We start from the raw sequence: 24,825 nt of genomic DNA on the forward strand, positions 1-24,825 counted from the left end.
TTCTAGATTGCCAGATATTCCGACCTCAGCGCTACCGCCTCCACAGATACTTACTTTGCAGCAGGAGCTGGTGGAGGTATACCCAGATCGGCGGCCGGCGGAAGCGTGTGAGTGTCCGACCACTGACGTTGCGCACTCCGAAGTCTGTCACTGCGGCCTTCCCAGATTCCAACCGTATAGTCGTAGTGCTCCAGCACGGGCCGCAACGCATACGCGCGATTTGAGCGATACCAAGCCTGCTCGTACAAATCCCGCAGCAAGGAATAGGCGTCAATGAAATCCTGAATCCGGCCATTCACCCCGTTGATATCCGAGAGTTCACGACTTACGTTCAAGCGCTGCTTCTTGTCCGTCGTGTTCTGCATTGCATAAGCGCGTTCATAACCCTCCGCAATCTCCTCAGACAGCTGAAACTTCAACCCGATCAGATCCATGCGCCGAGCGCCGAATTCAAGCGCGTCGATCGCTGCAGTCTCCCGGAGCGTCGTAGCCGCGCTGGGATAAGAGTCCGCAGGATCATAAGTCTTGGGCCCCGTCGAAACTCCTGGCGCCGCGGGCGCGGCTGCTCTCGCCTGTGCAATCAGAGTCAGCGCTCGTTCCGCATGCAGCCGCAGCTCATGCGCAAACGGAAGCACCTGCGCCCCAATCCTCAACCCATCCTTCGACATCGGGTCCAGCCAGAAGATGCTGTTGGTTCCATCCCCCTCCTTCGCCTGGTCCTTCAACACAGAGTGCGCCAGCATCATCTCCTTCTGCGCCTCATTCAGATCCCCCGTCGCGTCTCCATGAAACACCTGGGCGTAAGCGTTCTGAAAGTCAGGGATGGAAGACTCTCCCTTCTGCCACGCCGCCGCCGCGCCGAACAGAATCCCATACCAATCCTGATTGAAGAGCCCCTCCCCGTCATCATTCCAGATCGTGTTCAGCTGTCCCGTCGACCCCAGCCGCTGCCCATCGGCCGTAAACCGCTGAATATTCGCCAGCGCATAGTTGTTGTTCGGATACACCTTGCGAAAGTTGTTCACACTCGGAGCCACCCAGGTCTCCATCCCCGCATTCGTAAACGGAGTCAAAAACCGGTCATAGCCACGAGCCTCCGGGCTGTACACCCACGCAACCGCAATCGTGGAATCCTTGAACGACTGCGGCAGATCCTTCAGCAGATCGGGCGAATCCTGCGCGATATCCCCCCAGAACAGGAACCTGCGATTCAGCGGTTTCAACTCGGCCACAATCCGCTGCAGAAAATCCAGATAAACTGCTCCAAGCCCCCGAGAATCCACGTCCGCCTTAGTCTGCCCCAGTCCCAGATCAACTGTCTCATCCGCGCCGATATGCAAAAACGGCCCCGGATACAGTGCCGCTAGCTCGGTGAACATCTGCTTGATCAGCTCAATCGACCCCGGCTGTCCCGGCGCCAACACTGCACCATGGGGAGTCTCCGCCAGCGGCTGATACTGCTCCCACGTCAAATTATGGTGCAGATGCCCGAACGCCTCCTGCTCCGGCACCACGTCGATGTGGTAAAGTCGCGCATACTCCACCAGCTCTCGAGCCTCCGCCGCCGAAACACTCCCACCCGGCGGGGCCATCAGCGGATTCGAAGCATACTGCTGCGTATGTTCAAAGTAACGCGAGTACAAATTCACCTTATAAGCCGCCAGCGTCCGAATCAGATGCTTCTGAAACTCCAGCGTCGTCACCGGCCCTCGCGACAAATCATCATCCAGCCCGCGATACTTCATCGCCGGCCAATCCCTCACGTTGGCCCCATGCAGCACCGCGCTCTCCCCATTCCCCTCGATCAGCTGCTTGACCGTCTGCGCCCCATAAAACACCCCCGCCGCCGAGTCCCCAATCACCGTCAGCGTCTTCCCGATCTTGGTGATCACATACCCTTCGGCCCTCATCTCATCGGTGAACTTCACCTCCGGGTGAGCGCTCGCCCGCGCCAGCTCGATCACAACCGCGCCCGGCGAACCCACAATACCCCGCGCCAAAAGCGACGCCGTTAGATCGTCCGCTGCGAAACGGTCTTCCACAGCACAAGGAGCTGTGCAAAAAACGCCCACGCCATGAGTCAGCGCCTCCTCCCCCGTCGCATGAATCTCGCGCGGCATCGGAATCAACTTAATAGAAGACTGTGCCGAAGCGACAGCAGCAAAAAGGCCAAAGCCCACCAGTAGAGCGCCAAGACGGGAGAAGTGCATGAAGATAACGGTAAATCAGTTCTGCCACCCCCGTGGTTTACCTATCCAGTTCAACCAAAAACAAAAAATCACCAAAGTTCATGAAATATCCACAGAGAAACGTATTTTCTCCGTGAATACCGCACAAATTATTCCTCTGTTCACACGACTTTGTGAGCATTACTCAAAGAGCAAAGGAAGAATGTGGAGTGGGCTGAAACGCCCCGCACCCTTTCTTGTTGTCCTTACGCCTTTTCATACTTTTGCGAGGTTCCATGACGAAGCAACTACGAGCGACTATGGCGGCGATATTGGTTATCAGTTCAATATCTCTCCAGGCGCAAACCAGCACGGCAACGAAAAAGACGACCAGCAAGACGCCAGTTCACAAAAAGGCGCCCGTCGAGACCCCGCTGGCACGCCAGATCCGCGAGCTGCGCGAGCAGATGCTGAGCCAGCAGGCCCAGATCGATGCTCTCAAACAGCAGAATGCCGATAAGGACGCGAAGCTTGCGGCCGCTCAGCAATCCGCTCAGGATGCCCAGACAGCCGCCGCTAGCGCTTCAGCCAAGGCTGACAGCCTCAGCTCCAGCCTCTCGACCAACACCGAAGCCGTCTCCAGCCTCAACAGCACCGTGACCGACCTCAAGACCACCAACGTCGGCCTCGCTCAGACCATTAGCGACACGAAGAAGCAGATGACAGACGCCATCGAGTCGCCTCTGGCAATTCACTACAAGGGAGTCGAAATCACTCCGGTTGCCTTCTTCGCGATTGAAAGTGTCTACCGTCAGCGTTCACTCAACTCCGACGTCAACACCCCTTTCAACGCCACCCCGTACCCCGGCGCAGCCCAGGCCCACACCAGTGAGTTCAACTTCTCTGGTCGTCAAAGCCGCGTCGGTGCACTCTTCGTCGGAAACCCCGGCCCCTTCAAGCTGTCAGGCTACGTAGAGGCTGACTTCCTCTCGGCCGGCGCCACCAGCAACGAAAATCAGAGCAACAGCTACACCCTGCGCCAGCGCCAGATCTGGGGCCAGGTAGCCACCAACAAGGGCTTCACCCTCACCGGCGGTCAGATGTGGTCGCTCGTCACCGAAACCAAAAAAGGAACGGATAACCGCACCGAGGTTCTGCCCGCGACCGTCGACTCTCAGTACCATGTCGGCTTCAGCTGGGAGCGTCAGCCCGGCGTAAGGTTCCAGCAGAAGATCGGTGGACTTACCGCCGCAGTCGCCGTCGAACAGGCTGAGATCATCTACTCCGCAACCAACGCCAATGCGAACTTCTTCATCGGCAACGCAGGCGCAGGCGGCGGTCTCTACAACCTCACTGCCAACTACTCCAACAACGTCGCACCGGATGTCATCGTCAAGTTTGCCTATGACGCGAAGTACGGTCACTTTGAGGCCGGTGGCTTGGCTCGCTGGTTCCGCGACCGCTACTACCCCAACCAGACCCTCACCGTCCCATCTGCTGTAGGTGGCAATAACAACACCAAGGTTGGTGGCGGCTTCTTCGCCAACGCCCGCACGCCCATCACTCACTATGCGGACTTCGGCCTTCACTTCCTTGGCGGCACCGGAGTAGGCCGCTACGGTACCTCTACCTTGCCCGATGTCACCGTGCACCCCGACGGAACTCTGGCTCCCATCAAGAACTACCAGTTCCTGGGATCGCTCGAGCTTCACCCGCAGAAGAAGCTCGATCTCGACCTCTACTATGGTACTGAGTACGCGCAGCGCACCACCTACCTCAGCACCGTGGGTGCAGATGCCGGCAAGCTCGTCGGTTACGCACCCATCAGCAGCTCCAATGCAGGTTGCGGCATCGAGACACTGCCTACCTCTACCGGCAATGGACTCGCCGGTGCCGCTCCCTACAACCCTGGTACGCCTGCAAGCTGCCTGGGCGCAACCCGTCAGGTCTCCGAACTTACCGGAGAGTTCGTCTACCGCTTCTACAACAGCCCCAAGTACGGCCGTCTGCAGTACACCGTGCAGTACAGCTACCTCCAAAGGGTCGGCTGGGCCGGTTTGACCAGCGGTACCTTCGGTTCTTCCACCGCAACCTACGGCGCTCCCAAGGCCAACAACAACATGGTCTTCACCGGCCTCCGTTACTACATCCCGTAACGGCTGCCGATTCACGAGAAAGGCACCCCTCGGGGTGCCTTTTTTTCGTTCGCAACCTGTAGCGACAATCGACCGCCAATTCAAGCTTTCATAAACTTCATCGAAGCCGAGTTCATGCAATACCGCAGTCCCGTCGGTGCCGGGCCATCGTCGAAGACGTGCCCTAAATGCCCCTCGCAACGCATGCACTTTACCTCGGTACGATCTATGCCCAGCGAGCGATCCGCCACCTCCGCGATATTCTCTTTCGCAATCGGCGCCCAGAAGCTCGGCCAGCCGGTGCCGGATTCGAACTTCGTCTGCGAGTCGAACAACGCGGTGTCACAGCAGATGCAACGAAAGACACCTTTTCCATGCTCGTTCAGGCTGACGCCCGAATAGGGCATCTCGGTATCCGCCTCCCGCGCGATCTCAAATGAGTTCTTGCCCAACTGTCGAAGCCACTCTCCGTCGGGCTTCACAATCTTTGCAACCGTCTGCTTCCCAAGGTTCTTCCCGTCATTGCCAAAGTTGACGATCGTGACCTCACCCGGTGTCCCATGCACCGCCACGCTCGCCTCGACTCCGGGAGCCCTCCGCATCACAAGCACAGCATAAGAGGCCGCAACCGCAGCGCCGCCGGCCACAAACACTCGTCTTGTCATCTTCCTGGAACCATCGTCGCGGCTGACATCCGAATCAAACATAAGGAGACCCCAGGCTTCTACTATGCGACGGGAGCAATCAAAAAAGGTTACAGGCGACCGATTCCTACCTTTTGTTCGAGCTACGGCTAAATCTTTGGTACGCTTCAATGTGCCGGTATCTTCGGATGCCTGGAGCTTCTGAAGAGGTGATGAAGGATGATTCTCGATCCAAACCGGCTTTTCCCTGCGGACAGCGAGGCGCGGTCAGTCGCCGCAAGATTGTATGAAACAGTTCGCGACCTGCCAATCATCTCCCCGCACGGTCACACCGACCCGCGCTGGTTCGCCGAGAACGAACCCTTTGCCAATCCCACGGCCCTCTTCATTCAGCCTGACCACTACATCTTTCGCATGCTGTACTCGCAGGGAATCTCGCTGGAGTCGCTAGGCATCCCTCCGCTCGACGGCACCGCCGCTCCGGTCGATCCGAAAGAGGTCTGGCGTATCTTCGCCAGAAACTACTATTTCTTTCGTGGTACTCCCACTCGTCTATGGCTCGACTACTCGTTTGAAAATCAATTCGGCCTGACCAAACGTCTTAGCCCGGAAAATGCGGATGAATACTACGAAATCATCGCCAGGAAACTCCAGACGCCTGAGTTCCGTCCGCGCGCACTCTACGAGCGGTTCAATATCGAGGTCCTCTCCACCACCGACACCCCCCTCGACACCCTCGAATACCACAAGGCCATAAAGGAGTCTGGCTGGAAGGGCCGCATACTGCCAACCTTTCGTCCGGATCCTGTGATCGACGCCGACTACACCGGCTTCCTCGCCAACATCCAGAAGCTCGGCGAGATCACTGGAGAAGATACCGCCACATGGAAGGGCTATCTCAACGCACTCCGCAACCGCCGCGCCTTCTTCAAGTCCATGGGAGCCACCGCAACCGATCACGGCCACCCCACAGCCTTCACAGCAGACCTGGACCCTGACACCGCCGCCTCGCTCTTTGGTCGCATCATCTCCGGCCGCTCCGTACCCCAGGAGCAGGAGTACTTCCGCGGCCAGATGCTCACCGAGATGGCCGGCATGAGCGTCGAAGATGGCCTCACCATGCAACTCCATCCCGGCTCGGTCCGCAACCACAACCGCCAGCTCTACGAGAGATTCGGCCGCGACAAAGGCGCCGACATCCCCTCCCAGACCGAGTACGTCCGCGGTCTTCAGCCCCTGCTGAACCGCTACGGAAACGACCAGCGGCTGACCTTTATTCTCTTCACCCTCGACGAATCCACCTTCTCCCGCGAACTGGCTCCCCTGGCCGGACACTACCCCGCGCTCAAGCTCGGTCCTCCCTGGTGGTTCCACGACTCCGCCGAGGGCATGATGCGCTTCCGCGAGCAAGCCACCGAAACCGCCGGCTTCTACAACACCGTCGGCTTCAACGACGACACCCGTGCCCTCCTCTCTATCCCCTCTCGTCACGACGTAGCCCGTCGCATCGACTGCGCCTTCCTTGGACGTCTCGTAGTCGAACACCGCCTCGACGAAGACGAAGCCTTCGAGGTAATAAAAGACCTCACCGTAAACCTGGTTAGAAAAGCCTACAAACTATAAAAATTCGCCGGAACAAGAGGGAGGGATAACGCAGCCGCAAAATCTGGATAGCCCTGGCCAACCAATGAAAAAATAATTCAAAATCTTGGCGTATTTTTTGTGGTCCAAATCAACGCTGTTTTTTCTCCACATCAGCCACACATCTCACCACGTTCTCACCAGCAAAACACCACTACAAACTCACCCATTTTCCATCAACCCCTACAAAAAAACGCAGCAAAACCAACAAAAAGTACCCCATGCAGACCGTCCAGATTTTTTTTCACGACACCAGCAAATTTTCGACTTCGTGCATCCCATCGACTCAACGAATTCGCACCAGTACCGGGAGTAAGATCAAAGCCCATGAGCCTATTTTTCGCCGGTGGCAGCGCGACAACGGAGATGTCCCTCCAGGAAGTGCAAACAAACCTCTTCCAGGCCCTGGACAAGCTGGGCCCACGCAGGAAAGTCCTCGCAATCCCACCAGATTTCACGCGCATGCACTCCCAAAGCGGCGTCCTGACTGAACTTGCGTGGCAGTACTACGGAGATAAACTCACCGACATCCTCCCCGCCCTCGGCACTCATAAGCCGATGTCCGATCAGGAGATTGCAACAATGTACGGCGCTACTCCGCGAACTCTCTTTCGCGTGCACGATTGGCGCAACGACGTCGTCACTCTAGGAGAAGTTCCCAGAGAATTCATGTACGAAGTAAGCGAAGGAAAGCTCGACTACACATGGCCCGCACAAGTAAACAAACTGCTACGCGACGGGGGACATGATCTCATCCTCTCGATCGGCCAGGTCGTTCCCCATGAGGTTGTCGGCATGGCGAACTACAACAAAAACATCTTCGTAGGCACTGGTGGCTCCATAGGAATTCACCGCAGCCACTTTCTCGGCGCTGTGTACGGTATGGAGCGCATGATGGGACGCGCCGATACTCCTGTTCGCCGCGTACTCAACTACGCGAGCGAGCACTTCGCCAGTCAGATGCCGATCGTTTATGTGCAGACGGTAGTAGGGAAAAACGTCGACGGAAAGCTAGTCATTCGCGGCCTCTACATTGGAGATGACGCAGAGTGCTTCAAACTCGCCGCAGCTCTTAGCCTGAAGGTCAATTTCAAGATGATGGATCGCGAAATCAAGAGGGCAGTCGTCTTCCTCGATCCCCACGAGTTCAAAAGTACGTGGCTCGGTAACAAAAGCATCTATCGCACACGCATGGCTCTCGCGGATAACGCTGAACTTGTCGTCCTTGCTCCAGGCGTCCACGAATTTGGCGAAGACGCTGCCATCGATGCTCTAATCCGCAAGTACGGCTACTGCGGAACTCCTAAAACACTTGAAGCTGCTAAGGAAGATGCACAGCTTGCTGGAAATTTGAGTGCTGCCGCCCACCTCATCCATGGGTCTAGCGAAGGTCGCTTTACTATCCGTTACTGCCCGGGCCACTTGACCCGCGAGGAGATCGAAGGCGTTCACTTTGAGTATGGCGATCTCGCCGAGATGACCTCGAAGTACAATCCTGCCACGCTGGAAGACGGTTGGAACACAGTGGATGGTGAGGAGATCTTCTACATCTCCAATCCTGGTCTTGGGCTTTGGGCCTATCGTGGTCGCTTCGGGAGCTAGTTACAGGAATACTGTCTGTGTCGGTCGGTTGAGAGGATGTTGCTGGATGGTTGTTGTGTTGATGGGAGTGAGCGGATCGGGCAAGACGACGATCGGGACGTTGCTGGCTGAGCGCTTGGGCGCTGTGTTTGCCGATGGCGATAACTATCACCCGCTGGCGAACAGGGAGAAGATGGCTGCTGGACATCCCCTCGATGATCGAGATCGTCAACCGTGGCTTGAGGCGCTGAATCGGCTGCTGCGGAACTGGCTTGCAGAGGGGAAGAGCGGTGTGATGGCGTGCTCTGCGTTGAAGGCGCGTTATCGGGCTACGTTGCAGGCGGGAATGCCGAAGGGTGCGGTGAGCTTCGTTATGCTGGAGGCGTCTAAGGAGATGCTTGCAGCTCGTCTGGCGGAACGAAAACATGAGTTTATGAATCCTGGGCTTTTGGACAGTCAGCTTGCTACGCTCGAGATGCCGAGCGATGCTGTCCGAATCGTGAACGATCGAGCGCCGGAAGAGATCGTGAGTCAGATTCTGGCTCAGATTTCGTCAAGGAAGAACTGAATTTTTGAGAAGATGTTGAAGCGGGAAAGAGGACGTTTGATGGGGCATCCGTTGTTTGATTTGAGTGGGAAGTCGGCTGTGGTGGTGGGGGGTACCTCGGGTATCGGGTTGGCCATGGCGGTTGGGCTGGCGGAGGCGGGTGCTGATGTGGTGGCGAGTTCGCGGCGGCTGGAGCAGGTGGATGAGGCGGCGAAGGCGATCGAGGCGACGGGGCGGAGGTCTCTGCGTCTGACTTCGGATGTGGCGGACCGGGCGAGTCTGCAGGCGCTTCTGGATGGGACGGTGAAGGCGTTCGGTAAGGTCGATATCCTGATCAACTGCGCGGGGAAGATCAAGCGGGAGCCTACGCTGACCGTCACGGAGGAGACCTGGGACGGGATCATGGATACGAACGTGACCGGAACGCTGCGGGCCTGCCAGATCTTCGGCAAGCACATGCTGGAGCGCGGTTACGGTCGCATCCTCAACATCGCGTCGCTGAATACGTTCGTGAGCCTAAAGGAGGTCACGGCTTATGCGGCCAGCAAGGCGGCGGTTGGAGCGTTGACCAAGTCCCTGGCGGTGGAGTGGAGCGCGCAGGGTGTGACCGTGAATGCGATTGCTCCCGGTGTCTTTCGGACGGCGTTGAACCAGAAGCTGCTGGACGAGAGTGATCGGGGCAAAGAGTTGTTGATGCGGACCCCGATGGGGCGCTTCGGCAAGACTGCGGAACTGGTTGGCGCGGCGATCTTCTTAGCGAGTGATGCTTCAGCCTTCGTGACGGGTGAGATTCTTGTGGTGGACGGGGGATTCCTGGCTAGCGGTGTGAATCAATAGCTGTTCCATCCTCCCCCACCCCCCGGGGGGTATCTTCGTGTAAGTCATTTATTTGCTTTAACTTGCTAAAATTGGTCTCTCGCAAAATCTTCATAATAAAGCGGTTACGGGCAAAAACGTCTAAACAAACGACTTAGCAGCTTTTGCGTCATTTCGCATGCAAAAACCCGGTTTCGGCCGGGTTTTTTTATGCTTGTACTCATTATATCGGTTTCGTCATAACTAATACGCCAACGGTATGTTGTTGTCACTGCGCGGTTTACCCGGTTTGGGGGCTTGACAGGTTTGCGGGGGGTCGTGCTCGAGGGCGGAAGCGAAGCTGGCTTCGAGGGGTTTTGACGTGGGATGGCGAAGTGCGTCGCTTTTGGGTGACCGGATTTGAGTGTGTGGAGAGGCTAACAACAGATTCCTCCCCCTTCGACTACGCTCAGGGTGCGGAATGACAACAAAAGAACAAACAACGGCAATGACGGACAAGAGGCAGTGACAACAAACCGAAGAGGCCGCTTCTCAGGTGCTGGTAGGCGAGGGGTCTATCGAACGGTGGATTTGGTGGCGCGGTTACTGTTGGATTCGTGGTGGGTTGGGAGAATCCAGGGGTAGAGTACGGCCAGGTTGGGTGGGACGATGGTCAGGAAAAGAAGGAAGATGCCGACCATCTCTGGGATGTGAAGCATGTTGCGGCTGTCGAGGAACAGCGCCAGGCAGACCAGGGCAACAATTGTCAGACAGATGACGGTTCGTGCAAGGGTCTTTGCCCAGGGTTTGTCGTCGTGCGGGAGCATTTTGGGGCCGCCTTTCGTCACGCTTTGATAGCGAATTTGCTAGCAATGCTCCGTTCCTTCAACTACGAGGGACAGAGGCACGTGCGATTAATACGGCAGTGTAGGCTGCGCCGAAGCCGTTGTCTATATTTACTACGGTAACGTTGGGGGAACACGAGTTGAGCATTCCCAAAAGGGCTGCGGCGCCGTCAAAACTGGCTCCGTAGCCGACCGAGGTGGGGACTGCGATGACGGGGACGCCGACCAGGCCGCCGACGACAGAGGGGAGGGCGCCTTCCATTCCGGCGCAGACGATGACGACGTCTGCCCGGGTGAGTTGATCGCGGACCGAGAGGAGTCGGTGGAGTCCGGCTACGCCTACGTCGTAGAGTCGGGTGACCTTTGCGTTGAAGAGTTCGGCGGTAACGGCGGCTTCTTCTGCGGTGGGCTGGTCGCTGGTGCCGGCGCTGAGGATGGCGATGTGGCCTTTGGGGTCTGCGGGTGGTGATTGTTTGAGGGTGATGGCTCGAGCTGAGGGGTGATGGGTGGCTTTTGGGTGGGCCGCCAGAACCAGGGCGGCGGTGGCTTCGTCGGCGCGGGTGGCCAGGACGTCGGTGCCAGCGGCGGCCATGCGAGAGAAGATCTCGGTGGTTTGTTGCGGGGATTTTCCCTGGGCGTAGATGACCTCAGGGAGGCCGGTGCGGAGGGTGCGGTGGTGGTCGATGCGGGCGTGGCCGATGTCCTCGTAGGGCATGTCGGCGAGGCGCTGGGAGGCGGCGGCTGGGGTGATGGCTCCGGTCTGGACGGCGGCGAGGAGTTCGAGCAGCTTGGTGGGGTTCATGAAATTATTCGGCGTTCCTTGATTGGGCCGTGTGTATCGGCTAACCCATGCTTCGAGATTTGCATGTTTGCGGTATTTGTCGAGGAGCTCAAGAGAAAATACGGGGGTCTCTCCACTACGCGGTTCACGATGAGGCTGTGAACCGCTTCGGTCGAGATGACGATATTGGTGGTCGGACTGATGATGATTAGTGGTTCTTTCGTGGTGGATTGGTGGTTGCTTGTGGTGATTTTGCGGTCATTTGATGGACTGCTCGTGGTTCTTCGCAGTCACTCGGAACAGCGTGGTTCAAACGCGAACGTCGCTCCCCCTGCTTTTCCTATCCTAGCCACTTTGGGTTTTGTGCGGTGCCGTCGTAGTGGTTGGTGGTTTTGAAGAGTTCGAATTTACCTTCGCTGGCGGCGGTGGCGGTGCGGGCCAGCAGGGAGCTGATCTGGGCCTGGTCGAGGGGTTTGAAGGTGCGTGTGGCTTCGAAGGCCTGGTCGAGAGTCTGGGTGTTGTCGATGCCGGTGATGACGACCGAGACCGGCTGGGTGAGGCCGTAGTGGAGGGCTTCGATGGGCTGGACCGTGTTGCTCTTCAGGATGAAGGGATCGCCGAAGGTCTTCATGGCGAGGATGCCGATGCCTTGTTTGAGCGCGACGGGCATGACCTCTTTTTCGAAGGAGCGGAAGTGTGCATCCATGACGTTGATGGGCATCTGTACGGTGTCGAAGTGGAAGCTGTGTTTTTGTGCGACCTCAAGCATGCGGAGGTGGACGGCGGGATCTTTGTGTCCGGTGAAGCCGATGTAGCGGATCTTTCCTGCGCTGCGGGCGGCGACGGCGGCTTCGATGGCTCCGCCGGGGGCGAAGATGCGGTCGGGGTCCTCCATGCGGATGACCTCGTGGAACTGGACGAGGTCGATCACGTCGGTCTGGAGGCGGCCGAGGGATTGTTCGAGCTGCTTGTTGTACTCGTCGGCGGTTCGGCCGTCCATCTTTGTCATGAGGAAGACTTTTTGACGGTAGCCGTTGCGCAGGGCCTGACCCATGCGGACTTCGGAGATGCCGTCGTTGTAGTCCCAGCAGTTGTCCATGAAGGTGATGCCGCGGTCGATGCCGGCGTGGAGGAGCTGGATGCTCTCGGCGGGGTCCTTCTGTTTGCCGAGGTGATAGCCGCCCATGCCGATGGCGGAGACGCGCTCGCCGGTAGTGCCGAGTTCGCGGTAGATCATGTCGGGGGATTCGGGGCGTTTGATGGGCTGGCTGGCGGTGGGAGGGGTTTGCGCGTTGAGCGGGATGGCTGCGCTCACGCCGGCGACGGTTGCGGTTTTTAGAAAGTCTCTACGCTCCATGCTGTGCTCCTCGGGTGAGAGAGTTGACTTGTCGATTTGATGCAGGTTTGTGGGCTATGGGCGGGGTGCGGATTATTTGAGGTAGGCTGCGATGGCGGTTTGTTGAACCAGCTTCAAGGGGACGTTGTGTTTTGTGGCGGCGGTGCGGCAGTCTTCAAACTCAGGGGCGATGTTGCACTGCTCACCGTTGAGGGTGCCGATCTTTACGCGGATGTCGCCGTAGGGGGTGGTGACGGTGGTGTGGTGGCGGTCGACGCAGACGCGGGTGTCCTGACGGATGCGGAGGCCGAGGGTGCTGGTCTCGCGCAGGATGAGTTGCTGGAGGGCGAGGCTGTCGGATGGATTGCAGAGGATGGTGAGGAGGGTGCCGGGGCGGCCTTTTTTCATGATGACGGGAGTGAGCATGACGTCGAGTGCGCCTTGTGCCAAGGCGATCTCGGAGACGTAGGCGAGGATCTGGGGGGAGAGATCGTCGAGGGCGGCTTCGAGGACGGTGACGGTCTGTGAGTCGTGATCGTGATGGGTGTGGGGTAGTTCAGTTGGAGATGGGATGGAGTGTGTGGAGTTGTCGGCTTCGCCGATGCTGAGGCGGAGGACGTTGGGGAAGTTCTTCGGGTTGCGGGTGCCGGCGCCGTAGCCGATGTGCTCGACTCGCATGCCTGGTTGGGGCCCGAAGGTTGGGGCGAGGGCTCGGATGAGTGCTGCGCCGGTGGGGGTGACGAGCTCTTTTTCGATGTGCGCGGAGTAGGTGGGAAGGCCGCGGAGGAGGTCGGCAGTGGCGGGGGCGGGGACGGGGAAGCGGCCGTGGGCGCAGTCAACCATGCCGCCGCCGACGTTGATGGGGGAGGAGAACCACTTTACGGGATGGCCGGTTTCGGCGAGCGCCGAGGCGTTGAGGGCGTGGATGCCGGCGGAGGAGGCGACGATATCGACGATGGCGTCGACTGCTCCTACTTCGTGGAAGTGAATTTTTTCTACGCGGACGTTGTGGCTTTTGGCTTCGGAGGCGCCGAGGAGTTCGAAGGTTTGGATGGCGGTTTGTTTGATGGCGGGTGGGAGGGATGCGGCGGTGATGAGGTCGCGGATGACGGTGAGAGAGCGGTTGTGGGCGTGTTCTTGGTCGTGCGTGTGGGGATGGCCGGTCTTGTGCTGGTGCTGGGTTTTGGGATGGTGCTGGTGGGTGTGTGTGTGTTGGTGGGTGGGGTCTGCTTCTTCGTCTTCGTGGCGATGTGCTTGCTCGGGGAGTTGAGTGCTCTCGGCGAGGTTTGCGCCTTCGTAGACGTGGACCTTGGTGGAGGAGATTCCGCTGCGGTCTACTTTTTCGATTTGGAGGGTTGCGTTGAGGTTCAGGGCGGCTACGGCGTTGTGGAGGATCTTTGGGTCGACTCCGGCGTCGAGGAGGGCTCCGAGGAACATGTCGCCACTGATGCCGGCGAAGCAGTCGAGGTAAGCGATACGCATGGGTTTATTGTTTCATGTTCGTGGTGCGGCGTTTATCGGGCGGCGGGAAGGATGGAGGAGGCGGCGAGGAGGGTGTCGTTCATGGAGCCGGAGCGGTAGCCTTCGGTGTCGAGGGTGACGTAGAGGAAGCCGAGGGGCTTGATGGCGGCGGTGATGGCTTCGAGCGTGGGGAGGGAGAGGGCTCGGGGAAGATCTGCGCGGGCGATTTCGATGCGGGCGAGGTCGCCGTGGTGGCGGACGCGGACCTGGGGGAAGCCGAGGGCGTGGAGGGCTTCTTCGGCTTGCTCGACCTGGGAGAGATTCTCACGGGTGACGGGACGGCCGTACTCGATGCGCGAGGAGAGGCAGGCGCTGGCGGGTTTATCCCAGAGGTTGAGGCCGGATTGCTGGGCGAGGGTGCGGATCTCCTGCTTGGTGAGGCTGGCGGTGACGAGGGGGGCGACGGCGTGGTGCTGGGCGGCGGCTTGCTGGCCGGGGCGGAACTCGGCGCGGTCGTCGAGGTTCATGCCGTAGGCGATGTGGGCGAAGTTGCGGGTGGCGCGGGCTTGCTCCATTTGCTGGAAGAGCTCGTCTTTGCAGTGGAAGCAGCGGTGGGCGTCGTTGCGCTGGTATTCGGGGTTATCGAGCTCGTTGGTGCGGAGGATCTGGATGGGGATGTTGTGATCGGCGGCGAAGGCGAGGGCGGCGGCGAGTTCGGCGCGGGGGAGGGAGGCGGAGTCGGCGATGACGGCCTGCATGTTTTCGCCGAGGGCCTGGTGGGCGGCGTAGGCGAGGTAAGCGGAGTCGGTGCCGCCGGAGTAGGCGACCAGAACGCTGCCTAGTTGCTGCAGGGTTGAGTGGAGCTTCGCGGATTTGGCGGCAAGGTCCATCAGCTTTATTGTAGGGCAGGTTGGACTGCTCTGGTATTTCGGAGGAACTGGGAGTGCGTTGGTTTCAGCTTCTAGTGGCTGGCCAGCCGCTTTAGGTCTGAGAAGAAGGGAGTTCTTTTGTTGCGACAGTTGCTGCCGTTTCGAAGGTGCGGCTAATCTTTGGAGATCTGGAAGCAAGATGAAATTGAATTTGATTTTTGACGTATTCCTCGTAACTACGGATCGTTGGCCGCATCGAAAGGGTTATGAAACGCACACTTCTTCCTGGTCGACCGTATCCGCTTGGTGCGACTGTATCGAGCAAAGGCACAAATTTTGCTATTTTTTCAGAGGGTGCGACCCGGGTTGATCTTTGCTTCTTCGATGCTTCGGGGAAGCAGACTGATTGTGTGACACTGCGTGAACGAACTGCTTTCGTGTGGCATGGACTTGTTCGTGACATCAAAGCCGGGCAGCTTTATGGGTACCGGATCGACGGGCCTTGGGAGCCTGAACGCGGTCATCGGTTCAACCCAAACAAGCTGCTGGTCGATCCCTATGCCGAGGCGCTTTCGGGACAGGTTGACTGGAAGAAGCCGATCTTCGCGCATGACGTTGCCTCTGGAGATGATCTGAAAATGGACACGCAGGACAGCGCCGACGGTGTTCCGAAGTGTGTCGTGGTCGATAGCAAATTTGACTGGGGGGATGACCGCCCACCTGAGACTCCGCTTGCTGACTCGGTTATCTACGAGATGCATGTGAAGGGCTTCAGCATTCGAAATCCCAGGGTTCCGGAGAAGCTTCGCGGGACCTACGCGGGGCTCGCGTGCGAGCCAGGCATCGACTACTTGAAGAAGCTTGGCGTGACCGCGGTGGAGTTGTTGCCGATTCATCATTTCATCGATGAGGGGCCCCTGGTGGATAGGGGACTGGTGGACTACTGGGGATACAACACGCTTGGGTACTTCGCTCCGATGTCCCGCTACAGTTCGTGCGGGGATACCGGTGGTCAGGTGAACGAGTTTAAACACATGGTGAAGGCGCTGCACGCCGCCGGCATCGAGGTGATCCTTGACGTGGTTTACAACCACACCTGCGAGGGCAATCAGCTTGGTCCGACTTTGTGCTGGAAGGGAGTTTGTAACACGACCTATTACAGAGTGAATGAGGAGAATCCTCGTTACTACGTGGACTACACGGGTACGGGTAACACCTTGAACGTGCGAAATCCGCAGGTGTTGAAGATGCTGATGGATTCGCTGCGCTACTGGGTTACAGAGATGCACGTCGATGGTTTTCGCTTTGATCTTGCGGCTACCCTTGCGCGGGAGCTTCATGATGTGAGCCGGTTGTCATCTTTTTTCGACACGATTCACCAGGACCCTACGCTCGCTGATGTGAAGCTAATCGCGGAGCCGTGGGATGTTGGCGAAGGGGGTTATCAGGTGGGGCAGTTTCCTGTTCTTTGGGCAGAGTGGAATGGGAAGTATCGCGATACGGTGCGCCGGTTCTGGAAGGGTGACGGGGGCCAGCTCTCGGATCTTGGAAACCGGCTTACCGGATCAAGCGATCTTTATCAATACGACGGACGGAAGCCATATGCGAGCATCAACTTTGTCACGGCCCATGATGGATTTACGTTGTGCGATCTGGTGAGCTACAACCAGAAGCACAATGAGGCCAATGGAGAAGGCAACAAGGATGGCTCGGACAGCAACGACTCCTGGAACATGGGCGTGGAAGGCCCAACGGATGATGAAGGGATCAACCTGTTGCGAGAGAGGCAGACGCGAAATTTTATGACTACGCTGATGCTCTCGCAGGGCGTGCCGATGCTGAGCGGAGGCGACGAGATTGCGCGGTCGCAGAGGGGAAATAACAACTGCTACTGCCAGGACAACGAGCTTACCTGGCACGACTGGAATCTGGATGAACCACGTAAGCGGGTGCGTGACTTTACGAGTCAACTGATCCACTTCCGTTTGAAGCACCCGAATCTGCACCGGCGGAAATTTTTCCAGGACCGTGAGATTCGCAGGAAGGGCGAGGACCTGATTATCAAGGATGTCGCATGGTTTAATACCGACGGCAACCAGGTCTCCGACGAGGTTTGGAATACTGAGTGGAACCGCTCAGTGGCTGTGCTGCTGAACGGACAGACGCTGCAGGTGACCGATGAGGACGGCAACCCGGTCATCGACGACAGTTTTTTTCTGGTTGTGAACGCGGCCGAGGGCGGCGTCGTCTATATGCTGCCCGCATCGCCTTCCGGGAAGCCGTGGTGTCAGGTGATCGATACCGAGAATATCGACAATCCTTTTGCCCGCATGGAGGTTGAGGAAAAGATCATCGTTGGAGGTCGAGCACTGAAGCTGTTCAGCGATGGGTCTATTTCAGCGAACTAAGGTTTGGGCGTAGTGGGTTCGGGGCGTCTCTTTGGGGCAGCTTTCTTTTTAGCGGATGATTTTGTTTTGGGAGCTGACTTCTCATTCGGAGCGGGGGCCGGTGTCAGCTCGGGGGAGCTGGCTTGTATCTCTTCGCTCATTGCGATTGGTTCAGGACTGAGATAACGGTCCAGATTGTAACCAGCTTTCTTTGCGGAGACGCAGGAGTCTATAGCGGCGGCTTCCAGCTTCGCGAGCGAGTCGACAGAGACAGGGGTCTGTTGTGCAGTTTTTATTAGCGCGGGAAGTTGGAGCCAACCGAGTAGTTCTTCAAATCCTTCCTTGTTGAAGTAAGTAGCGCCAGAGGACTCGTTGACGCCTGTGAGCCATCGAACGTCTGGATCGGACCAGAATTTTTCGGTCTTGGCTGCGGCTGGAGAGATGTCAGTTTGAGACAGCAGAATTCTTACGCGAGCAGCAGCGCGCCAGGTGTTTTCTCCTTCCATCCCGATGGCGCTGAATGTCTCTGATAAAGCAGAACGCAGCTGGAGCTTGTCGAAGAGATCCGCCTGATCTTTATGAGGAAGACTACTCAGAGTGATCCAAGCCAGAATAGGAGCCCAGATTTGTTCCGTATGATTGGGTGCTTTGCTAGCGGGTAGAAAGCTGGTCACTGCAGGCGGCAGGGTAGATGAGAAGTCTTTGACGATTGAGATGAGATGGAGGGCCGCTTTCGTCAAGCTCTCGCAGATGTCCTTATAGGTCAGGGGCGGAGGGGGTTCGGTTGTGAGGGAGGACTCGGCCTCGGCCTCGGCTGCGGAGGCGTGCGGGGTGGGATCTGCGTTTTCGACGGGTAGAGTGTGGAGCACATTTTCAAAGAAGCGCTGACTGCATTTCACGAATGGCTGCAATCGGGGGTCAAGGGCAAGTTGTTCGGGGTGCGTGGCAGAGGCACTGTTGACTTTTTCTGTGGGTGATTTGGCGTCAAGGAGTTGCTGTTGAGCTTTCTCCTTATGGTTTGCGAATGATCTCTCGCCTGCTTTCGGTGCAGCGGGCTTCGTCGCGATCGATACGGTCTCGTTAGCTGCAAGCTCCGAGGCAACGGTTGCGAATGCGCGAATGTGGCTTTCGCTGAGAGCCTGGCGGAAGGCTTCGTGCAACGGGCGCAGGCGAAGTTTGGAGAGCGCCTCTTCGACGCTGTAGACGCCGGCGCCGTTGAGTGCGTCGTAGAGCTGATCCCAGGGTTGATCGACTGTGGCGTGAAGCTCGCGCCAGTTGAGCAGGACTGCATATTGATATCCGCGGAGATCGACGGTGAGGCCGGTGTGGTGGAGATCGGTGCTGCGGCGGAGATATTCGAGACCGTGGGCGGTGTCGCGGTAGGCGAAGAAGGTGAAGTAGTTGTAGGGGAGGTCGAGTCCTTCGGAGAGACTTCTCTGGCGAAGGTGGCCGGTGGCTTTGTCGACCGAGGCTGCGGAGAAGTGGATGGTGCCGCGAGTGCTGCCGTAGCTGTTGTTGTAGAGGATGATGGCGCGCTGGCCGTGGGAGCGGTTGGAGTAGGCGAAGACGTTTTCGTCGACGGTGCCGTGGTCGGTCCAGAAGTCGTAGAGGACGAAGTTGGTGCTCTCGGCGAAGAGACGCCGATTTTTTAGCAGAGGTGCGATCTCATGTTGGTGGCGGGCTACGAGGTGGTCGTTGGGCCACTCTTCCATCTTGGCTTGTTTGAATTCCATGCCGTAGCGCTCGGTATAGCCTTCGATCTGGCCGTGACCGAACATGGGCAGGCCGGGGAGCGTGGCCAAGAGGGTGCAGACGCCGAAGTACTTGTCGCCGGAGCCGAACTGGTCGATGGCGGTGCGCTCGTCAGGATTGCTCATGAAGCTGACGTAGCGTTTGAGGATGTCGGGGTCGAACTCGATTGTCTTTTTTAAATAGGAGCGGTACTTTGCGTTCTCTTCATCGCGGAGCATGTTCATGAAGGCGCTGTTGTAGACACGATGCATGCCAAGGGTGCGGACGAAGTAGCCTTCGAGGAGCCAGAAGGCTTCGGCGAGGAGGAGGGTGCCGGGGACCTCGACGGCGACTCGGTCGACGACCTCGCGCCAGAACTCGTGAGGCATGAGGGAGTCGAACTGTTCCTGGGTCATCGCGTTTTCGGCGCGTGAGGGGATGGAGCCGCCGGTGCCGGGAAGAGGGAACCAGAGGCGCTGGACGTGGCGTTTGGCGAGGACCATGGCGGCGTCGAAGCGGATGATGGGGAAGAGGCGAGCGACGTGAAGGATGACCTGGATGACGTGCTCGCGAACGGCGGCTTTGGAGTAGTCGAGTTGCGCGGTGTCGTTCCAGGCGAAGGTGGTGCCGTCGTTGCCGTGATACATGTAGCGGGTGGCTCCGTCGCGATGATGGCGGAGGCGGAAGACTACAGCGGCGTCGGACTGGTCGTAGTAGTGGTCTTCGATTTTGATTTCGACGCGGCTGTCGGTTGAGAGGTCGGGGCCTTCGAAGCGGTAGACGGGGAAGGGGCTCTCCCAGCGGTAGAGGAACCAGTCGGGATTCTCGATGACCCAGTTGGAGTCGATGCCCATGTGGTTGGGGACCATGTCGCTGGCGAGGCGGATGCCGGTTCGGGCGGCACGGTCGCGGAGGTTTTCGTAGGCATAGTTTCCGCCGAGGTCTTCGGCGATCTGGTACTCCTTGAGGGAGTAGGCGGAGGCGACGGCGTCGGTGTGTCCGCGCAGGCGCTTGATGGTTTGGGAGGCGACGCTGCGCTCCCACAGGCCGATGAGCCATAGGCCGGTGATGCCGCGGTCGGCGAGTAGGCGCAGCTCTTCGTCGGGGATCTGGTCGAGGCGGTGAATGTGGCGGAGGTATTTTTTTGAGAGCTGCTCGAGCCAGACGTAGGTGCTCTTGGCCATGAGGACGACGGTGGGCATCCAGGCCTGGTCGGCGCTGAAGGCTTCGTACTCGTTGAGGGGGGCCTGGTAGTCGTGGCCGTAACGGCGTTGTCGGGTGCCGTCGGGGCCGGTGATGTACTCGTCTTCAAAGCCGATGTACTCGTCGCCGACGAAGCCTTCGCCGCCGCGGCCGGGTGCTCCGTGGCGGTATTGGTCGGGGCCGGGGGGGTGGAAGCGCATCCAGATGGCGAGGTCTTCTTCGCGAAGGACGTCGATGGCGAGGAGGACGCGGCGGAGGTCTTCGCCGAGGTATTTTGGCCAGTGCTCGCGGATGTAGTCGAGTTGGCCGGTGAGGGAGTCGGGCGAGGCGAGCAAGGGAGCGCGGAGGGCGTCGAGGAGGCTCCCGGCTTCGGGCGAGATGGGTGGGCGGGTGGTGAAGTAGTTGGGGAAGGCGGCGGTGACGGTTTGGTAGATCGTCTGCTGCTTGAGGGGAGTGTCTTCGAAGAGTTCGCGGAAGGGAGTGAATGCGGGGTTGATGTTCGCCAGCCAGAGGAGGAGGAGCTCTTCGAGGGCTGCTTCGCGATTGGGCAGGCCGTCGGTTGTGCCGTTGAGCCATTGGGCCGGGGTGAGCTCGCCGCGATAGACGGCCACGTTGGGAAACTGGCTGGTGAAGGTGAGGAGGAGGCGTTCGATCTCGGCGGGAGTGGCGTGACCGGTGAACCAGTGTACGGCCTCGGCGAAGACTGCGGGATCGATCTCCTTGCGATAACGGGCGATCATCGCGTGGTTGAGCTCGTCGATCAGGCCCATCGCGAAGAGAGCGCCGGCGTTTACGACTCGAGTTGGATCAGTCTGTTGGGTGCGCAGATCCTGGAGCTGTTTTGCCAGTTTTCTGCTTGCAGCGACGTTGCCGAAGACGATGTTGCCCGTGAAGTTGAAGAGCAGATCGTCCATGTCCAGTTTTTCTCGGAGAGCGCGGGAGATGTGAAATTCCATGCAGGGTTCCTCGTGCAGATGCCTTAGTCGCGCTTCAATCCTAACGGACCGGTTTTTTGTTATTTAGAGAAAACGACGGCCACAAAGATTGGCCTGTATCGTCGGAAGCCAGCTGCGACGAAATGGATGCCTCGTCAACAGTTTGGAATAAGGATGACAGGCTTCCTTACGTGTCGCAACCAGCGTAGGTTATTGGCACGGAATTCAGCGTCCGTATGATACGCGCTGGATGATGGAGATGGGTATTTCACGCAGTCTTCGGCTGTTAGATGCCGGAGAAGACGTCTCTCGCGGTTAGATTGCGAGCCTACTTGAGTGTTTGAATCTGAGCTCACAACGCACAAAATGAGTTCGGGTGCGGCAACGTCTTGCGAGGGCCGATTAAGAACAGACGACGGCTTGAAAGGCGTGGGTGAAAAGGGATGAGCGGTTTGGGCAGGACGGAGTTCGTCGGGTCCTTCCCCATTCGACTTCGCTCAGGGTCAGGATGACGGCAAAGGCTATGACGGGGGTTCGTCTCAAAGGCCTCCTACTGGGTTTCTCCGGCGAACAGCCTGTTAGGGGGCTTCGTCTGCAAAGAACTCATAGGTTGTTTGCGGGTGGTTTGCAGAACCAGCCGAGTTCCGAGGCGTGGGCGAAGTACTCCTGAATTTTCGCCGCCTGATCTTCGGGTGAGAGGGAGCTTCCGCGGAAGGCGGCTTCGAGTGCGTGGCCGAGCAGAGTACCGCTCTGAAGGGCGGAGAGAAGGCGGAAGGCCTCGTGGTCTATCCGCCGGTAGTAGACGGAGTTGTCGTAGCGATGGACTGCAAGGTGGATTTGAGAGCGGCGCATTGCGGGAAGACGGGTTCGCCTGGCTTGCTTGCGCTCCGTGACGGCGTTGCTCATGATGTCGCTGGGTGCGGTCTGGCGGTGAACGGCCAGGACGAGCTCGTCGACGGGATAGCGGAGGTCCAGCAGTTGGAGATGGGGCTGAAGGAAGAGAGGGGAGGCAGCGCCGAGATCTCCGAAGTCAGCAGCGGTGAGGGGAGCGAGGTCGGCTCCGTCGAAGGCTTCTACGTAGGCCCACTCCAGGCGGGCTATGTCGAGGAGGAGATCGTGACGCCGGGGAGAGAACTCGGGGTGCGATTCGAGCCACTTCGGCAGCTTGGAGCCGAGATTGCGAAGGGTGAAGGAGGTGGATGGATTCTCGCGGAGATAGGCGAGGATCATCGTGTCAAACTTTTTGGCTCCGAGGATGGCGCCGATGGCGGGGAAGTCCTCCGAGACGGCTCCTATGACGCGGAACCAGTATTGGCGGTTGTAGATTTCGAGGCGATCGAAGGAGGAGAGGCGGTCGTTGGGTTTGATGTAGGTGCTGGCGAGGTCTTCGGTTGATTTGCCGTCGGAGGTTGCTGGCTGCATCTGAAAGTCGGGCGTGAGGGGACGCGTTACGTCTTCGGCCATGCGGCGTTGCAGTTCGAGAAGGTTCACGAGTGAACCACCTCTCTGACGTCTGCTTCTGCTGCTCTCTCCGAGGGGATGAGAGATTCTGCTGGTGTGAGATATTGCGTGGCCTTGAGGGCTTCGGAGTGAACCTCGTCGAAGGTCGGGATGTTGTCGTCCCATTCGAGGAGAGTTGCGGTGGGGCCGACACGCTCAATGGCCCGGGCGTAGAGATGCCATACCGGATCGAGTACGGGATGATCGTGGGTGTCGAGGATGTATTTCTCGAACTTCGAGTGACCGGCGATGTGAATTTGCGCTACACGCTCGGCGGGAACACTGTTGACGTAGTCGAAGGGGTTGAAGCCGTGATTCTGAGAGGAGACGTAGATATTGTTGACGTCGAGCAAGATGCCGCAGTCGGCGGCTTCGACGACTTCATTGAGGAACTCCCACTCGGTCATCTGGGACTCATGAAACTCGGCGTAGCTGCTGACGTTTTCGACGGCGATGGGTATTTCGAGGAAGTCCTGGACCTCGCGGATGCGCGCGGCTGTGGCCTTCACCGCTTCGAAGGTGTACGGCATGGGGAGGAGGTCGTGGGTGTATCGGCCGTCTACGCTACCCCAGCAGAGGTGATCGGAGAGCCAGGGTGTTTTGGTGCGACGGGTGAGGGTCTTGAGGCGCTTGAGGTGCTCGCGGTCGGCTGGCTGGGCGGAGCCGAAGTACATTGAGACGCCGTGCTGGACCACGCGATAGCGTTCGAGGATCTGGTCGAGGATCTTTAGCGCGCGACCGCCGTCGACCATGTAGTTTTCGGAGATGATCTCGAACCAGTCGACGACGGGCTTTTCGGCGAAGATGTGGTCGTAGTGCGGGACGCGAAGGCCGATCCCTACGCCGTAGTCGCTGAAACCGTTGAAGCGATTGGCTGGCATGTCTCCCCTTTTGTTAAATGATAGTGAAGATGACTGGAGGCTTGAAGGGATAACCAAGCCTCCAGACAGGGGAGGTGCTTAGGCGAGCGAAGGCTTGGAGCCGTCGGTGGCGCATCCGCCCTTGCCCTTGCAGTCGTTCTTGCCGGGGTGCTTTCCGCCGCCCTGGCCCTTACAGTCGTTCTTGCCCTTGCAGGAGTGCTTCGGAAGATCGGGCTTGTCCTGGGCGATGAGGACGCCGGCGTGAACGGTGGTCGTGGGGGTGTTGTTTGGCTGCGCGGTCTGGGCATTCATACGGACAGCGGTGCCGCCCAGCAGACCTGCGAACGCGGCGGCCAAAGCGAGAGATTGTGCTGAATTCTTCATATTGATGAGCCTTTCCTGGTTGAGCCGCACGCGAGAACGCGCCGGACGTGGATGGTGGCTACGCTGATCGTAGCAAGAAGTTAACGGCGAAACTCCCTACTTCGGATTGCATTCGCGGCAAAGATCGTTCGCCGATTTTTTCCTTGCCGCTGATTCGACTACGTCAAGGCACAAAGGTTACAGCGACAGTGGAACATCGGAAGCCTATCACTCTCTGTAACCTTTTGGCGCGAGGGTACTCAAACCGGGACACGTTGGATAAATCTGAAGGACGGCGACGCCAGAGCGTGGCGCGTCGTAGGAGTTGAAGAATGATTGCCAGGAATTTCTTGGTATTGGCTTTAGGTGTATTGATGATTGGTATCGCACCGCTGGCGACTGCGGAGACGCCGGAGGTGGGACAGAAGGCGCCGGAGTTCAGCCTGTCGACTCCGGATGGACACCCTCTGAGCCTGTCGGAGTTTACTTCGAAGGGGACGGTGGTGCTGGTTGTGCTTCGGGGATTTCCCGGTTACCAGTGCCCGTATTGCCAGAAGCAGGTGCATGACTTTGTGACGAACGGCGAGAAATTTGTGACGGCAGGCGCGGAGGTGATGCTGGTCTATCCCGGACCTCCGGCCGCCCTCGATCAACATGCCAAGGAGTTCCTGGCGAAGGAAAATCCGCTACCGGCTAATGTGCACCTGGTCGTCGATCCCGACTATGCTTTCACGAATCAGTATGGACTTCGCTGGGACGCGCCGCACGAGACTGCTTATCCTTCAACCTTTCTGATCGATCGTCAGGGCGCGGTTTTCTTCAAGAAGGTGAGTCACGAGCATGGTGACCGAACGACCGCGGCGGATGTGCTCGCTCAACTCGAGCACGAAAAGTCTGCCCACTCACATTAATGCTTTATTGACGGCTGATTCAAGACGCCCGGGGAGATATATTGTCGTTTTGAAGCGATCTCTCTTCGAGTTCCGGTGGAGACTGTAACCAATTCCATCGTCGTGGTTCTAAGTACATGCAGGTCCCAACAG

At 58.4% G+C, this 24,825-nt stretch carries 19 protein-coding genes; 8 read left to right on the top strand and 11 right to left on the bottom strand.

Annotated elements, in window-relative coordinates; all coding sequences use genetic code 11:
* Positions 1 to 50: 50 nt before the first annotated feature.
* Complete coding sequence (locus tag RBB81_RS14715) at positions 51 to 2,210, bottom strand: glycoside hydrolase family 20 zincin-like fold domain-containing protein (protein ID WP_353071166.1); 2,160 nt, start codon at positions 2,208 to 2,210, stop codon at positions 51 to 53.
* On the opposite strand from RBB81_RS14715, the gene RBB81_RS14720 reads away from it, so the two are divergent.
* Together RBB81_RS14720 and RBB81_RS14725 are read left to right on the top strand one after the other, a co-directional pair.
* Complete coding sequence (locus RBB81_RS14720) at positions 2,209 to 2,688, top strand: hypothetical protein (protein WP_246373461.1); 480 nt, start codon at positions 2,209 to 2,211, stop codon at positions 2,686 to 2,688. The two genes, RBB81_RS14715 and RBB81_RS14720, sit on opposite strands and share 2 nt — an antisense overlap.
* A complete protein-coding gene (locus RBB81_RS14725) occupies positions 2,636 to 4,324 on the top strand; it encodes a hypothetical protein (RefSeq protein ID WP_246373460.1) in 1,689 nt (562 codons plus the stop codon). Before RBB81_RS14720 ends, RBB81_RS14725 begins: the two co-directional genes overlap by 53 nt.
* An 80-nt stretch (positions 4,325 to 4,404) precedes the next feature.
* On the opposite strand, the gene msrB is transcribed toward RBB81_RS14725, so the two are convergent.
* Complete coding sequence (gene msrB, locus RBB81_RS14730) at positions 4,405 to 5,010, bottom strand: peptide-methionine (R)-S-oxide reductase MsrB (protein ID WP_179582840.1); 606 nt, start codon at positions 5,008 to 5,010, stop codon at positions 4,405 to 4,407.
* A 156-nt stretch (positions 5,011 to 5,166) separates the two neighbouring features.
* On the opposite strand from msrB, the gene uxaC reads away from it, so the two are divergent.
* From uxaC to RBB81_RS14750, 4 genes are all read left to right on the top strand, one after another.
* Positions 5,167 to 6,570, top strand: coding sequence for a glucuronate isomerase (gene uxaC / locus RBB81_RS14735; protein ID WP_353071167.1), 1,404 nt, complete (start codon positions 5,167 to 5,169; stop codon positions 6,568 to 6,570).
* 345 nt (positions 6,571 to 6,915) lie between these two features.
* On the top strand, positions 6,916 to 8,190 hold the full coding sequence (locus tag RBB81_RS14740) for a lactate racemase domain-containing protein (RefSeq protein WP_353071168.1): 1,275 nt from the start codon (positions 6,916 to 6,918) through the stop codon (positions 8,188 to 8,190).
* 46 nt (positions 8,191 to 8,236) lie between these two features.
* Complete coding sequence (locus RBB81_RS14745) at positions 8,237 to 8,737, top strand: gluconokinase (protein ID WP_353071169.1); 501 nt, start codon at positions 8,237 to 8,239, stop codon at positions 8,735 to 8,737.
* 39 nt (positions 8,738 to 8,776) lie between these two features.
* Complete coding sequence (locus tag RBB81_RS14750; protein ID WP_179582848.1) at positions 8,777 to 9,553, top strand: SDR family NAD(P)-dependent oxidoreductase; 777 nt, start codon at positions 8,777 to 8,779, stop codon at positions 9,551 to 9,553.
* Positions 9,554 to 10,086: 533 nt separating this feature from the next.
* Here RBB81_RS14750 and RBB81_RS14755 read toward each other — a convergent pair.
* From RBB81_RS14755 to larE, 5 genes are all read right to left on the bottom strand, one after another.
* Positions 10,087 to 10,338, bottom strand: coding sequence for a hypothetical protein (locus tag RBB81_RS14755; protein WP_179582850.1), 252 nt, complete (start codon positions 10,336 to 10,338; stop codon positions 10,087 to 10,089).
* Positions 10,339 to 10,396: 58 nt separating this feature from the next.
* Positions 10,397 to 11,158 carry a nickel pincer cofactor biosynthesis protein LarB gene (larB, locus tag RBB81_RS14760; protein ID WP_179582852.1) on the bottom strand — a complete coding sequence of 254 codons (762 nt, stop codon included), beginning with the start codon at positions 11,156 to 11,158 and terminating at the stop codon, positions 10,397 to 10,399.
* Positions 11,159 to 11,477: 319 nt separating this feature from the next.
* Entirely contained in the window at positions 11,478 to 12,494 is a 1,017-nt protein-coding gene (locus tag RBB81_RS14765; RefSeq protein ID WP_353071170.1) for an aldo/keto reductase, read from the bottom strand.
* Between the two features lie 72 nt (positions 12,495 to 12,566).
* A complete protein-coding gene (gene larC / locus RBB81_RS14770; RefSeq protein WP_353071171.1) occupies positions 12,567 to 13,955 on the bottom strand; it encodes a nickel pincer cofactor biosynthesis protein LarC in 1,389 nt (462 codons plus the stop codon).
* A 32-nt stretch (positions 13,956 to 13,987) separates the two neighbouring features.
* Complete coding sequence (gene larE, locus RBB81_RS14775) at positions 13,988 to 14,824, bottom strand: ATP-dependent sacrificial sulfur transferase LarE (RefSeq protein WP_353071172.1); 837 nt, start codon at positions 14,822 to 14,824, stop codon at positions 13,988 to 13,990.
* A 245-nt stretch (positions 14,825 to 15,069) separates the two neighbouring features.
* On the opposite strand from larE, the gene glgX reads away from it, so the two are divergent.
* Positions 15,070 to 17,211, top strand: a complete 2,142-nt coding sequence (glgX, locus tag RBB81_RS14780) for a glycogen debranching protein GlgX (protein ID WP_183788462.1) — start codon at positions 15,070 to 15,072, stop codon at positions 17,209 to 17,211.
* On the opposite strand, the gene RBB81_RS14785 is transcribed toward glgX, so the two are convergent.
* The 4 genes from RBB81_RS14785 to RBB81_RS14800 all read right to left on the bottom strand — a co-directional run bounded on the left by RBB81_RS14785 (position 17,208) and on the right by RBB81_RS14800 (position 23,803).
* A complete protein-coding gene (locus RBB81_RS14785) occupies positions 17,208 to 21,080 on the bottom strand; it encodes an alpha-amylase family glycosyl hydrolase (protein ID WP_353071173.1) in 3,873 nt (1,290 codons plus the stop codon). The genes glgX and RBB81_RS14785 overlap by 4 nt on opposite strands.
* A gap of 582 nt (positions 21,081 to 21,662) precedes the next feature.
* Positions 21,663 to 22,550: a DNA-binding domain-containing protein gene (locus tag RBB81_RS14790; protein ID WP_353071174.1), complete on the bottom strand. Its 888-nt coding sequence runs from the start codon at positions 22,548 to 22,550 to the stop codon at positions 21,663 to 21,665.
* The gene (locus tag RBB81_RS14795) at positions 22,547 to 23,440 is read right to left on the bottom strand and encodes a DUF692 domain-containing protein (RefSeq protein WP_353071175.1); all 894 of its coding nucleotides are present in this window, start codon (positions 23,438 to 23,440) and stop codon (positions 22,547 to 22,549) included. Before RBB81_RS14795 ends, RBB81_RS14790 begins: the two co-directional genes overlap by 4 nt.
* A gap of 78 nt (positions 23,441 to 23,518) precedes the next feature.
* On the bottom strand, positions 23,519 to 23,803 hold the full coding sequence (locus RBB81_RS14800) for a hypothetical protein (protein ID WP_179582862.1): 285 nt from the start codon (positions 23,801 to 23,803) through the stop codon (positions 23,519 to 23,521).
* Between the two features lie 311 nt (positions 23,804 to 24,114).
* On the opposite strand from RBB81_RS14800, the gene RBB81_RS14805 reads away from it, so the two are divergent.
* Positions 24,115 to 24,693: a peroxiredoxin family protein gene (locus tag RBB81_RS14805; RefSeq protein ID WP_179582864.1), complete on the top strand. Its 579-nt coding sequence runs from the start codon at positions 24,115 to 24,117 to the stop codon at positions 24,691 to 24,693.
* Positions 24,694 to 24,825 lie beyond the last annotated feature (132 nt).

It is taken from the genome of Tunturibacter gelidoferens (assembly GCF_040358255.1).
GTDB lineage: Bacteria > Acidobacteriota > Terriglobia > Terriglobales > Acidobacteriaceae > Edaphobacter > Edaphobacter gelidiferens.